The following is a 13,092-nucleotide window of genomic DNA, read 5'->3' as shown; positions in this document are numbered from 1 at the left end:
GCGAGGGGAAATTCCGTTCGTTTATGGGGGGCGTGTCACAATGCTCAATCGGGGCGCAGTCTCGGTAGTCCCTGCAACATAGCGACCTGATGGCATATCGGCGGGTTCGGTTTCAGCGACATCGCGCCATGGAGCCGGGCTCCACGTAACTGCTCACGGGGTTGGCAGAAATAGGTGCGGCCTGAATGGCATTCTGATTCATCCTGTGCATGGCGACGCCACCGCGCATTGGGCTGAGTGAGGCCGAGAAGGACGCCCTGCTGGCGCAACAGCAGGAGATGATCGAGCGCTTGGTTTCGCGGATATCCGAGCTTGAGGCGCTGGTGGGCAAGCCGCGCAAGACGTCGTCCAATTCGCATATTCCGCCTTCGAAGGACGGATTTGGCAAGGGGAAGAAGTCGCGCAAGCGGACGACGGGCAAGCGCCCTTCGCGCAAAGGCAAAGTCCGGCCGCTTGCCAAGACGCCGGACAAGATCGCCGCCACCTGTGGCCATTGCGGAACGGACGTATCGGGTCAGACGCAGCGGTGCCGTCACCGCTACGACCATATTGATCTGCCGCCGATCCGTCCGACCGTGACGCGGATAGAGCTGTTTGGTGGTCGTTGTGGCGGATGTGGCAAGCGCTATCGTGCCCCGGCGCCATTGGGCATGGAGCCGGGAACGCCGTTCGGCCCCGGCATCCGTTCGCTGCTGACCTATCTGCATCACAGCCATCATGTCGGCTTCGAGCGCTTGTCACGTATTTCCGCCGAGTTGCTCGGCCTGACCATCTCCGAAGGCGCCATCGCCAACATCTTCAGGCGCATGGGGGGTAGCATGTCCGCGGCGACCAAGGCCATTGGTGAGAAGCTGCTGCGGGCGCCTTTCCACGTCACGCCCCGAGGACTCTTGGGCCCCAGCTTCCTGGCGATGCTGCTGTTCGAGAAGTTCGGCGCGCATCAACCGCTCAACCGCCAGCGTGATCGCTATGCCCGGGAAGGCGTGGACCTGAGCCTTTCCACCCTGGCCGATCAGGTCGGCACCTGCACTGCGGCGCTGATGCCGCTCTACCTGCTGATCGCGGCACCACCTGAAGCGTCTCGGTGATAACCTCACCCAGCTTGCACAGCCGATCCGAACCGCAGCAGGGACAGGCCTCGGACGCGGCGATGACGACGCGCTCGCGTGGCAGATTCCCAGCGAAGGGATCACGCCCGAAACTCTGCTGCACTTGCAAGGCCAGGCTGTGCATACCGCGCCGCATGTCCGTGTGCCCGGTCGCGATCCATATCCGAACGCCAGAGGGGACTGGGATCACGGCTTGACCGACCGCAGCACTGCCGACACCAGCCCAGGCGTGGCGCCAGCGGGGATGCGCGCAATCACCCGCTCAAACTCCACGGTGATCGCCGATCCGGTCACTGGTGCCGGATCAGCTTGTAGCTGCACCTCGGCAAAGCCCCGCGCTGCCTGCTCCATCTGTCACCGCCACCTGTAGATCTGGTTCGGCCGCAGATCAGCACGGCGGGCAATCTCCGCTGCATTCGCGCCGGGCGCCGAAACTGCTGCCACCAACTCGCGCTTCTGCTGGTCGCTCCATACCCGCCGCCGCTCCGGCCCCGAAATTACCGTGATCTGGCTCATCGCACCGTCCCTTGCACCGGTGCCATCTCGAAATATCAGCCGATCATCGCAAGGCGGCCCTCGCCGGAGCGATACGGAAAATCCGGCCGATAAGGCCAAGGTACTGGTGGCTTACGATCCTCGAATAGTGCCTTGATTTAGCTTATTTTTCGTCTTTGCGAAAAGTCAAGTTGACCGATACCCCCGCACTTACCCCCGGACCTTTTTGGCGGTTTTAGGCGCGTGTTCGAGTCACGGCCACCCAATCAGACCGGGGTATCCCGTGATTCGATCCTGCCAAGGTACCTTGGATTCCGCTGGCCAGCGACGGGCGTTTCGGTGCAGCCGGATAAGGTTAAGCCATGCGTTCCGATGCTGCCACTCAGCCGCGAGGTGCGCGCCTTGGAATGGCTCAAGAGCAGCCTGGTCCTGTATCGCCTCGCATTCGATCAGCCGCGCCGCAGACCTGCCAGAATATCTGCGCCTCCTTCTCGGGTCAGATATGAGCGCCGAGGATCTCGGCGGACCGCATATTCAGCTACAGCCATAATCTAATCTGCATTGCCGGCGAGCGCAGCGCAGCGCTCGCCGGCAAGCGCCAGCACTTGGCCTTGAACAGTGGCGGCAGCCTCGGGTTCCAATGCGAAGCCCGGCAGCCTGACGATCTCCACGGCGTTTGTCAGGCGGTCGATCAGTTCGGCGATGGCTCTCTCTGCGTCGTCTCGAGGCAAACCTATAGTGCGCGCCAGCGCCATGAAATCTCGGCGCGTCAGCCGATCATCCTTGCCGTTAAGCTTGAGCGCCATCCGGTCGCCGCCCAGGCCTGGGAAGACCCGCGTCGTGACCGCATCATAGAGCGGCGCGAACCGAACCGACGTGAAGACCTTTACCTCGGGCTCGACGATCTTGAGGAGTGCGAGATTTTTGAGATGCATATCTCCGTCAGCGATCAGCCAGGCGAACACCGCGCGGCGAAACAGAATGTCGAGGTCGGCGGCGGGATCTGTTGAGAGCGGCCGCAGCCCGCGTGCCATGCGTTCGATCGTGCCGTCATATTTCGCCGATGCCGGGAGATCGAGGACCGAACAGAAATCCTCCAGCGCGAGCCGGCGCTGATCGCCCGCGCCACTGCGAATGTCGAAACGCTCGACGATGAGCGCGGGCGACATGCCGTCCGGCATCGGGGCCAGTGCGATATCGGGCACATCAAAGCCGGCTGCGCGGCCCAGCGCCAGGCAGAGCCACTCGACGATCGGCAGCATCTCGAAGCCCGCCGTCCCCGCAGGCTTCAGGATATGGGTGAATGGCAGGTCAATGGCCGGCAGCAGAGCGCCGTCGGCTGCGAGGTGCATCGGCGCCTTAATCTGGACGCCAGACAGACGCGGCGTCTCGGCGCGGGCAAAGATCCGCGCGAGATTCTGCTCGAAATTTTCGTCGATCGCGCCGCGCGTCGGCCCCTCGTAGCTGCCGGTGAAGCGACCAACCTCGACGAAGCCGTCCAATCTCGTCGTCAGGATATCCGCCGGGAGGGCCGCCAACTCGTTTCGGGCCTCGACCACGGTGATATTGGACATATAGCGCCGCCCACGCTTGAGTGCCTCGCGGTCGTCGCGCTCATGCAGCACCTGGGCCAGCCAACCTTCCGGCAGCAGCGATTCGACAAAGGCCGGGAGTTTGCCCGGAGTGGTCTCGCGAACCAGCGCCGGTCCTGAGCGCCTCGCCGGCTTCCAGCGCCATTCAAAACCATCGTGCCTCAGGCGCCCGAGCGGTTCGCCATGCCAGGCGACCAGCAGATCAAGTGCGGCCTTGTTCGCGGGTGCCTTGACCGTTCCCGGTTGCGCCAGAAGGAAGCGTTCGGCACTTTCGCCTTCACGATACCAGCCATTCTCGCGCGCCAACGCCCAGACAGCATCGGCGGCTTCTTTGGGCGCGCCATGCTCCTCGACTAAACGCGCAGCCATCTGTACGCGCATCTCGACCGTGATCGCGCTGGCATGTTCGCTGCGCATGCGAAAGGCTTCGAGGAAGCGCTGCCTCGGTGAAGAGACATCGACCCTCAATTCGCCTAGGTCATCGCCGACCACCGCCATGGCTGTCGAGGGATGCGGCGGCGCCTCGTTCTGAACGATCTCCAGGCTACGTATCCGGGTCCGCTGATTGCGACGCCCACTGATGAACAGCCGTCCGTCCGGCGTGGGGGCAAGCAGCGCCGCGCTCGCTGATGAGAGATAAGCCTTGGGATAGAGATAATGCGCTATGCGGACCGCATGGTTGATAACAGCGGCGTCGGCATCCACATCCTGTTCGAGGTAGATGCCCCGCATGAGTTGGACGAGTTCGCCCGCCTGCGCACGTTGGTGCGCACGTTTGGCATCGACCGTCTCGCCAACAAGATGAATCGCCATAGAATATCCCGCATCTCAGAGACGCGATAATCCTCACACCCAATGCAAAAGGCAAGGGTTATCTCGCATATGAGATGCGCGAAAATCCTAGATTCGAGAGACACATTCCACTGTGTGGTGGTCAGGCATGAAGAACCGGCGCGGCAGCAAGCCCGAGAGGGACCTAGCCGCCCTCAAGCGGCCTCGCGTCTCCCGATAGCCCACTTCGTCACCTCCAGGCCCTCTTTGGCTGCCCAGGCTTTGAAGTCGGCCCGCCGCAGGACCTTAGCCAAGGCCTCGTTGGTCCCCCAGCCCAGAGCCGCCCGAATGGCCCCCTTAGGAACCGCATGGTCCCCTGAGAGCGTCAAGGCGTCCTCCACGGCCCGAGCGACCTTGAGGGCGCTGCCTTTCAGCTCCATCCCCGCAGGCGTCCAGCCGGACACATGAGCGCCGGGGAAGGTCTCCTCCAGGAGGCCAGTGGCTTCCGGTCCGAGCTTCCCGACCACCAGGACCTCACAGTCCCCGCAGATGCCCCCAGACCCCTTACGGACCGAGGCGCGGCAGATGGCCTGCAAGAGGTGGTGAGCGTGCTCCCCGCGCTTGACGGCGTCCAGGGTCGGCTTATCGGTCGCCAGCTCCAGCGGCCCCCCAGCGGCGACATGCAGGGCCGAATAGGCAGGCTGCGGGAAACTCCACGGCCCCAGGACGACCACGCGGCGGATGTCGCGGTATTCGTTGGTTCCGTGATGGTTGCCCCAGTGGATACCTGCGAGGCGTTGGGGGCCGTCTATCAGCTCGCCCAGGTCCTGCAGGATGTCGTAGCCCTGGCCGTCCCGTGCCTTGTGATGGACGATCAGCCACGGCTCGTCTGCGCCGCTGACGTTGATGGCCTGGGCTATTCCCTCAAGGACCTCCTGGCGGGCCTGAGGGTCGTCCATCGCCGAACGGCTGGCCGAGCGGTCCCAGTGGCGGATGTGGAGATTCCTGTAGTCCATTGGGGCGCTGGCGAGGCGCTTGAGCTTCCCGCTGGCCTCAAGGCTCCTGTAGGTCTCGCGGACCCTGCCGGAGGCGTCGAGTATCAGAGCGGGGGCGAAGTCGGCAGGGAGCAGCATGGCGGCCCCCACGAGGTGCAGGCCCTTCTGATTGCAGGCAGAGACGACTGCCTCCTTGCCTGCGAGGGTCGTCAGGGCAGCCCACTTTTCGGCGGGGTCTTTGTAGCGCCCCTGTAGGGCTTTGTGGGCGTGCTCGGCAGCTTCGGGCACCTCGACCACCTCGCCGACGCTTTCGGCCCTCATGGAGTCTGAGAGGGCGTCCAGGACGGTCATCGCCGCTCGGGAGGCGTGGAGCCTGAAGTCTTCCAGCGGCTGGACCAGGGCATCCTTGCGGAGGGTCGCCGGGGAAGCCGGGAGGAAAGCCTCGTCCCAGACGCGAAGGGACCGGGGAGCGCCCTTGAAGTGCAGCTCGGCCACGTCGGCGAACGATCGGCCCTGGCAGCGCCTGCGGAGCATCTCTTGGGTCGTGAAGAGAACGGGGGCAGCCTCGGGGACCTGCAAGCCCCTGCCGTTCAACTCGTGCCCATCAGTGACGAGGACAGCGTAGTCGATCGGAGCGAGGCCAGAGCGGGATATGCAGCTTGCGATTTCGTCGTAGGTGGCGAGGACGATAAGAGCGCCTCCGGAGGGCTGAAAGCTGGCATCCTTCCAGGTCTTCAGGAATGAACACAGCGCTTCCGTCTTTCCGGTCCCTGGGTCGAGTGACGCCAAATGAAAGACGGGGCTTGGAGATGGACCAGAAAGCATCTGGACCATGAGGCCGAGGACCTTATGGAGAGCCGTCTCTTCAGTGTCGCCAATAGATGAACCATTGGGCTGAAGGCTGGTCTTTAGATTACTTAAGGCCCCTGAAAGAAGCTCTTGGCTCCTATCAGACTTAACCCGTCGTATTCATGAGGCTGGACGTGAAGGGGTGGCGGGAGTGGCGTAAGACTTTGTCTTGTTGTAGGAAATTGGATGTCTAGACCAACCTGCAACGAGGCAAAAAATGCCACAGGCCACACCCGCCGGGGGCGACGATAGCGCGCCTCTGATTTCGTTTCCAGCGGTCGCGCGCAAGAAAGTCACGGCCGCCTTTGATGGTGGCCGGTTGACCTCGGACGGCGGGGTTTTGCTACTGGCGCAAGCCGAGCGCGAGATGGGTATCTGCCGGCAGCTCGCCACCTGCATTGCCGATCCGCGCGATCCTTCCCGTGTGACCCACAGGCTCGATGACATTCTGCGAGCGCGGGTTTTGGCTATTGCCTGCGGCTACGAGGATGCCGATGATCTCGACGCCCTGCGCGACGACCCAGGCTTTCGCCTGGCGCTGGGCAAACTGTTGGGTTCAGGCGCAGGCCTGGCGAGCCAGCCGACAATGAGCCGCTGGGAGAATGCGCCGACCACGCGCGAATTGGCGCGGATGCTGGTCGCGATGGTCGGCATCTACTGCGCCAGCTACCCCGAGCCGCCCAAGGCGGTGATACTGGACATCGATGATACGTGTGATGTCGTGCATGGCTACCAACAGCTTTCGTTCTGGAACGGCCATCACGGCGAGCGCTGCTTCCTGCCGATCCACATCTATGACACGGCGACGGGACGGCCGGTCGCCATGCTGCTGCGTACCGGCAAGACGCCGTCAGGCGCGGAGGCTGCGGGGCACATTCGACGGCTTGTCCGGCATATCCGTCGGCATTGGCCGCAAACGCACATCACCATCCGCGGCGATGGGCATTATGGCCGGCCAGAGGTCATGGCCTTCTGCGAGGCGCACGGCATCGACTATGTCTTCGGCCTTCCCACCAATGCCGCGCTGCGCGCCAATACAGACATTGTCGCTGCCGCTGATGCCTGCGCCGTCAAGCGCGCCGAGCAAGACCGGGTTGTCCTGCGCAGCTATGCCGAGATCCGCTATGGGGCGAAAAGCTGGAAATGCCAGCGCCGCGTCGTAACCCGGATCGAAGCCAGCATCATGGGCATGGATATCCGCTATGTCGTCACTTCCCTGGCAGAAGGCTCCGCTGAACACATCTACGACAGCCTCTATTGCGCCCGCGGCCAGGCCGAGAACCTGATCAAACAGCACAAGACACAGCTCAGCAGTGATCGCACTTCGTGCCGATCAGCCAACGCAAATCAGATGCGGCTCATTCTGCACACCGCGGCCTACTGGCTAATGTGGCGCATCCAGCAGGTCATCCCCAAGACCACCGCGCTCGCCACCGCCGAGTTCGCAACCCTGCGCCTGCGGCTTCTCAAGATCGCCGCCCGCGTCATCGAAACCGCCTCCCGCGTCCGGGTCGCCTTCGCTTCGGCCTGTCCCGACGCCGCCGTGTTCCGGACCATCGCCACCGCGCTCAGGGCCACCCAGACATAGCCCGCGCGGCCGCGCCGCCGAACCGCAAAGCCCCGTCCCTCAATCCGAAAGCCTATCAGACACTCGCGCTGAAATAGACGCAGCATGATCGCTTGTCCTGATCATAAGCCCGATGGTGCAAAAGGCCAGTGAGCGGCAGAAGGGAGAGCGTCACGAATAAGGCGGGTTAAGGATTTTCATATTTTATTATTCCACAGAATGACCTCCCTTGAGGTTCACTTCAGGACCCCAACGGTTTCCATAAGGGTGTCTTAATGGGACTTGTTGGGGTTGTGTCGTTGGGTCCGGTCTCATTGGTCCGAATTCATCACACGGTCGGTGTAAATCAGGAGACGGTAGGAACCCGTCGCCTCGCCGGAACGGATGCCCATACGTGAGCACCAAATCCGCTCCAGTCTGACTAGGCGCTGCGTGCATAGATGGGGGCTAAATGCTCGCATCGGCAGCCACATAGGCCCCGGTGTCCATGATGGATGGCAGGACCTCGTGGCGAACCCAGCGGTCGAAGGCCTTGGCCTGGGGCTTGGAGCTGCGGGCGATGAGCTTGAAGAGGCCTGGGCGGGAGATGAAGCTGGCCGCGTAGCATTTTGACCCCAAGAAATCTTCAGGGACAGCCGTGTGGCGAATAACCTGCTTCTCGTCGGCATCCAGCGCCTTGAGCGCCATGGTCGTTCCGGAAGAGATGTCCAGGCGAAGAATCTTACAGGCGTCAATAGCGACAAACCATGGTTGTCCGTCGATCTTTACGCCTCGGAGCTGTTGGCCCTTGAAGTCAATTGCGCGGATGCTGCACGCGATGCCCTTAGATGAGGGCTAAATGGCCTTAATGCGGGTCTCTGATGGCATCCATGAGGCTCCCCCGGAAGGACCTCCCACGTTGCACGAGGCGGATGGTGTCCACCCCTTCCTTGCTCCGACGCCACCAGATGATCTGGCGATGCTGCCTCCAATTGTTCGGCTCGCCTGTCAGCCTCTTGAGGATTCTCATTGTCTGCGCAGGTTCGAGCCATGACAGCCGCCTGCAATATGCTTCTGGACTGAGGTCCTCCTCGTTCATTACCTCCAGAACCACGGCAGCTACCTCAAAGGAGAACTTATCGCCCAGCAAAAGGCATAGTGATTTCACTATCCGGCCCACCTGCTTGATCTCCACTGCGCCCATGATGTCCCCCTTTGATCCTGCGGTCCCTGGGCAGCATAGTGGGGCGGAATGGCGGCCGAAAGACGCGCCCAGATTTCTGGTGGGGGAGCGGGCAGCCTGGAGCGCCGATAAATGGGCGTCAGGAGCGTCCGGATTTAAGGTCCAGGCAGGGCCGCTGAAGTGAGCACTTATGCATACGTGGGGACTAAATGCCCAGATGCGCCCATTTTCGGCAGTTTTCTGCGGGTTTCAGCGGATTTCCTGGCCGGAGCGCCGGAAAGGGCCGTTTTGGGGCTTGGAGGAACCTTGTTCGGCCATATGGGCGCACCAGATTTCCGGTGGGGGGACGAGCACCTGCTTTAGCCCTGTCGTCGGCGGCGGCTGCGCATATCTCAGCACTAAATCATTCGCACCCGCCCCCAGCGTCCCTTTGGCATTGCCGTTCTGAAGCGGAAGCCGTTAAGGTCGCACACTGTTTTTCGGGGGAAAGGATGGGCGTGGCGGACTCAGTGGCAACGGGGGAATTAGCCGAGGCATCCCGATGGATAAGACGCGGCCGGTGGGCTGTAACAGCCTCAGGCTGGATTGCGGCGGGGACCATGGGGGTCCTTCAACTGCCTGCGAAGATCAACGAGTTTATGGCCGAGGCCCCCAAGGCTGGCGAGGCTCTCGGGGCTTGGAGGCCCCTAGATGGCCGTTACGCAGGGACCTGGAAAGGCCCCGAATGTTGCAGCGTGATTGCTGCTGAAAACCGGGAGTTGGAGGAAAACGAGGATGTGTTGCCGCTGAATATGGAGATAGAGTTTTCCCGAGGCAGCATCTCGGGGGAAATTCTCTCCGGGGGGCTTGCTAGGCATCATCCCTGGCCCGCCGCTATGATGGAGGGTACTGTCAGCGGATCGACTGCCGATGTGGACGTCTGGGACACTATAGGGGGCGAAAAGGTAATCATTGCTCGACTGCGCTTTCAGCGGGAGGCCGATGACGGCCTATCGTTCCAGGTCCTGAAACAGTCTCAGCGCTATTTTCCGGATACCGCCGCCCTTACCCGCTCGGACCCTAAAGAATTTAAGAAGCTCCCGCGTCTCAATGATGAACTATTGGAGCGCGTCACCACCAAAGCGAAGGCTCGATAGGGTCCGGACGGACGCAGCCATCTGGACGCTTATGTCGCGCCTTGCTGCCGAAGTTACTTCCCCGCCGACGACCGTTCCATATGTTCTCTTTTTGTTCTATCCTCCATCCACGCACTGAGTCGCCTTGGAGGATCGAAATGCACGCAATGCCCTTCACCGCTGCCCCATCGCCCTGCCGGGTCCCGCTGGACCAAATCAACGCCGTGGAGTTGACCGGGAGCCAGCTAATCGACACCTTCGCCTGCGCCCAAGGTCCGACAGAAGAGCAGCGTGCCCGTCTGAAGCGTTTTGCGGCCCATCACCGCTTGAAGCCGTCCGCCGTGGCCGCTGAGGCCCTCTCAGTCCGAATGGCTCTCCTTGGGGGCCTCATGGTATAGCGCGACGATCTGGGTGAGAGGTCAGCGACTATCAGGATGAGAACAGATTGTCGCGGCGGGTTCATGGTGCCGGGTTAGATTGTCGCTGGCAAGGGCGATTCTTCGCTCTGATTGTCGCTGATCGACATTTTCTCGATGGATTTGATTGTCGCGTATTTTGGGGTCCTTCCAGCCCCTGTCTGTCGCTGGAGGGCGGCCCTGCGACGATAGCTCTCGACATTCATCTCGAAGATGGTGGCGTGATGAACGAGACGGTCGACGGCCGCGAGCGTCATGGCGGGATCCGGGAAGACCCGGTTCCATTCGCCGAAGGGCTGGTTGGCCGTGATGAGCATGGATCGGCGCTCATAGCGTGCGCTGATCAACTCGAAGAGCACGGAGGTTTCAGCCTGATCCTTGGCGACATAGGCGAGGTCGTCCAGGATGAGCAGGTGGTATTTGTCGAGCTTGGCGATGGCGGATTCGAGCGCCAGTTCGCGGCGCGCGAGCTGAAGCTTCTGGACCAGCTCGGACGTGCGGGTGAACAGCACGCGCCAACCATTCTGGACAAGTTGCAGGCCGATGGCTGCCGCCAAGTGGCTCTTTCCTCCGCCCGGCGGGCCGAACAGGATGAGATTGGCGCCCTTTTCCAGCCATCCGTCGCCCGAGGTCATGGCCGTGACCTGCGCCCGCGAGACCATCGGCACGGCGTCGAAGGCGAAGCTGTCGAGCGTTTTGCCCGGTGGTAATCGTGCGTCGCTCAGATGACGTTCGATCCTACGCCGGTCACGTTCGGCCATTTCATGCTCGGTAAGTGCAGCGAGCAGTCGGGTGGCGGGCCAGCCCTCCTTGTCGGCACGTTCGGTAAACTCGGGCCAGATCACCTTGATGGCAGGAAGCCTCAACTCGTTGAGGATGAAGCTCAGGCGCTGGGCATCGACGTTATGGGCCTTGGTCATGCGGCCTCTCCCAGCAGCAGGGCATCGTAGTCGGTCAGGGGGCCAAGCTCGACCACCACCTCGGGCAGCGCGGCCGGATCGGGCGAGAAGCGCGTTCGCAACGCGGCGATGTCAGGCAGCCGGCCTTCGTCAAGGTCCTGGGCGAGAAGATCGGCAAGCTCGGCCTCGCAGGCCCGTTCATGGGCCATGGACAGCAACTCGACCATCTTGCGGCAAGCGTCACGCTCGGACATGGCTTCGAGCAGCCGTTCGAACATGAGCCTGTACGCCTCGCGCGGGAACAACTGGTCGCGATAGGTCAGCTGCAGCAGGGCCATCGGCTTACGCCTGAGGCTATGGATCACGTGACGGTAATCCACCACATAGCCATGTTCGGTAGCGCTTTTCGGGCGACCGCGTGGCCGGGTCATGAGATAACTGCCGCCCAGGAACAGATCGAGCCGATCATCGTAGAGGCGCACACGCAGTCGATGCCCGATCAACCGTGACGGCACCGTGTAGAACACCTTGCGCAGAACGAAGGTGCTGGACGAGGTGACGGGAAGGATATGTTCCTCGTAGTCGCTGGTGCGACGATCAGGTAGCGGTTTGAGCGTTGCCCTTTCGGTGTCGATGCGGGCGGCACTGCGCCGGTTCTTTCGGGCAACGATCTCGTCGATGAACCTGCGATAGGCCGCGAGGTCCTCGAAGTCGGTCGATCCACGCATCGCCAGCGCATCCTCCACCGCCGCCTTGAGATGGCCGTGGGAGCTTTCGACGCTGCCATTCTCATGTGCGATGCCGCGGTTGTTGCGGGTCGGCGTCATGCCATAATGTTCGCACAAGGCGTCGTAGCGTGTGGTCAAGTCCGCACGGGCATCGGCATCAAGGTTGCGAAACGCGGCCGACAGACTGTCGCTGCGGTGTTCGCCCGGCGCGCCGCCCAGCATCCAAAGCGCGTTCTGCAGCCCCTCAGCCAATGCGACATAGCTCTCGCCGCCCAGGATGACATGGGCATGTTCGAAGCCTGACCACACCAGGCGGAAGTGGTAAAGCAGGTGATCGAGGGGCGCACCCGCGATCGTGACTTTGAGGCTCCTCATGTCGGTGAAGTCCGAAAGGCCCATTCGCCCCGGCTCATGAGTCTGGCGGAAGATCACTTCCTGTTCCGGGCCATGAACGGCCCGCCAGGCACGGATACGACGCTCCATCGTGCGGCGAACCCCAAAATCGAGATCGGGATGGCGACGGCGCATCTCCTCGAAGATCGCCACCGCCCGCAAGCCAGGTGCCGCCTTCAGCATTGGTACGATCTCGCTCTCGAAGATCGATTCCAACGGATCAGGTCGCCGTCGGCCGCGGGGCGCTTTACGGTGTGAAGGAAGCACCGGATCGCTCGCGATCCGGTAGCCCGTCGCGGTGCTGAACCCGGCCTTCGCCGCAGCCACCGGGACCGGGTTGGTCTGTCGCAATTTCATGAAAAGCCTCATTTGATGATCGTTGACTTGGCAACCCGGCACTCACGGCATCTCCCTCCAATCTGGATATGCCAATGAATATTGGGTCGGCCCCGACGATCTGCGGCTCCTCCATTAAAGGGCCATCGGTTGTTGGGGTCTCGGCTACGGGCTTCGGGCTACGCCCTCCGCCCTTCACCGACACCCCAACAACCGATTCTCATCTTGATTGTCGCTACGCTCGCATCCTGTCAGTCGCCGCGCACTCATGGACTCCGTAGAGGCCGTTGAGGGCGAATGGGTAGCGATGTGCGAGGCCATGGCCCGGATACGGCTGGAGGACGGCAGGGACTTTCCGTTGCCTTGGGGGGACGGCGTGGTGTCCTATGACGCTGCGAGGCTCCAGGAAATGATATGGACCTATGAGGTCCTGCGGTGAGCCGCCGCAAGGGCGAGCAGCCCATCCCGCGCCTTTTGGACACATGGTCCCAAGACCATCCCGTCGCCAACATGGTCCGCACGGGGTCCAGTTGGTTCGCTGCGTGGCAGATGCAGAAATGTATGCCTACCGCCAAGTTGGCGCGACAGACGGGCATAGCGGCCGCTCGGCTTACGGCGATCAGCTATGGGGACCTGGAAGCATCGATGCCCGACAAAGGGCTATT

General features: G+C 62.2%; 10 protein-coding genes and 2 pseudogenes. 3 read left to right on the top strand and 9 right to left on the bottom strand.

Features of this window, described 5'->3' with window-relative positions; translation table 11 throughout:
* Positions 1 to 209: 209 nt before the first annotated feature.
* Positions 210 to 1,067: pseudogene (locus HUK73_RS00435) on the top strand (transposase); the annotation flags it as partial.
* On the opposite strand, the pseudogene tnpB reads toward HUK73_RS00435, so the two are convergent.
* From tnpB to HUK73_RS00415, 5 genes and pseudogenes are all read right to left on the bottom strand, one after another.
* Positions 1,060 to 1,299, bottom strand: a pseudogene (gene tnpB, locus HUK73_RS26620) (IS66 family insertion sequence element accessory protein TnpB); the annotation flags it as partial. The pseudogenes HUK73_RS00435 and tnpB sit on opposite strands and share 8 nt — an antisense overlap.
* The gene (locus HUK73_RS26615; RefSeq protein ID WP_255326147.1) at positions 1,296 to 1,460 is read right to left on the bottom strand and encodes a hypothetical protein; all 165 of its coding nucleotides are present in this window, start codon (positions 1,458 to 1,460) and stop codon (positions 1,296 to 1,298) included. The pseudogene tnpB and the gene HUK73_RS26615, both read right to left, overlap by 4 nt.
* 3 nt (positions 1,461 to 1,463) lie before the next feature.
* Positions 1,464 to 1,625 (bottom strand): transposase, encoded by a 162-nt coding sequence (locus HUK73_RS26610; RefSeq protein ID WP_255326146.1) that lies wholly within the window; start codon positions 1,623 to 1,625, stop codon positions 1,464 to 1,466.
* 530 nt (positions 1,626 to 2,155) lie between these two features.
* Positions 2,156 to 4,009 (bottom strand): HipA domain-containing protein, encoded by a 1,854-nt coding sequence (locus HUK73_RS00420; protein WP_176590136.1) that lies wholly within the window; start codon positions 4,007 to 4,009, stop codon positions 2,156 to 2,158.
* 173 nt (positions 4,010 to 4,182) lie between these two features.
* The gene (locus tag HUK73_RS00415; protein WP_176590135.1) at positions 4,183 to 5,796 is read right to left on the bottom strand and encodes a hypothetical protein; all 1,614 of its coding nucleotides are present in this window, start codon (positions 5,794 to 5,796) and stop codon (positions 4,183 to 4,185) included.
* Positions 5,797 to 6,028: 232 nt separating this feature from the next.
* On the opposite strand from HUK73_RS00415, the gene HUK73_RS00410 reads away from it, so the two are divergent.
* Positions 6,029 to 7,399, top strand: a complete 1,371-nt coding sequence (locus HUK73_RS00410; protein WP_176590134.1) for an IS1380 family transposase — start codon at positions 6,029 to 6,031, stop codon at positions 7,397 to 7,399.
* 426 nt (positions 7,400 to 7,825) lie between these two features.
* Here the strand turns inward: HUK73_RS00410 and HUK73_RS00405 are convergent, their stop codons facing one another.
* Positions 7,826 to 8,176, bottom strand: coding sequence for a Bro-N domain-containing protein (locus HUK73_RS00405; protein WP_369805505.1), 351 nt, complete (start codon positions 8,174 to 8,176; stop codon positions 7,826 to 7,828).
* Between the two features lie 46 nt (positions 8,177 to 8,222).
* Positions 8,223 to 8,561 carry a hypothetical protein gene (locus HUK73_RS26505; protein WP_218036402.1) on the bottom strand — a complete coding sequence of 113 codons (339 nt, stop codon included), beginning with the start codon at positions 8,559 to 8,561 and terminating at the stop codon, positions 8,223 to 8,225.
* Positions 8,562 to 9,274: 713 nt separating this feature from the next.
* Here HUK73_RS26505 and HUK73_RS00400 point away from each other — a divergent pair.
* The gene (locus tag HUK73_RS00400; RefSeq protein WP_176590133.1) at positions 9,275 to 9,676 is read left to right on the top strand and encodes a hypothetical protein; all 402 of its coding nucleotides are present in this window, start codon (positions 9,275 to 9,277) and stop codon (positions 9,674 to 9,676) included.
* A 451-nt stretch (positions 9,677 to 10,127) separates the two neighbouring features.
* Here the strand turns inward: HUK73_RS00400 and istB are convergent, their stop codons facing one another.
* The gene (gene istB / locus HUK73_RS00395) at positions 10,128 to 10,991 is read right to left on the bottom strand and encodes an IS21-like element helper ATPase IstB (protein WP_004211466.1); all 864 of its coding nucleotides are present in this window, start codon (positions 10,989 to 10,991) and stop codon (positions 10,128 to 10,130) included.
* Entirely contained in the window at positions 10,988 to 12,460 is a 1,473-nt protein-coding gene (gene istA, locus HUK73_RS00390) for an IS21 family transposase (protein WP_161626247.1), read from the bottom strand. The genes istB and istA overlap by 4 nt, the downstream gene beginning before the upstream one ends.
* Positions 12,461 to 13,092: the final 632 nt, after the last annotated feature.

Origin of the sequence: Sphingobium sp. EM0848, from assembly GCF_013375555.1 — a bacterium.
Taxonomy (GTDB): domain Bacteria; phylum Pseudomonadota; class Alphaproteobacteria; order Sphingomonadales; family Sphingomonadaceae; genus Sphingobium.
Note: the sequence above shows the minus strand (reverse complement) of the source record. Positions and strands in the feature narration are given on the sequence as shown.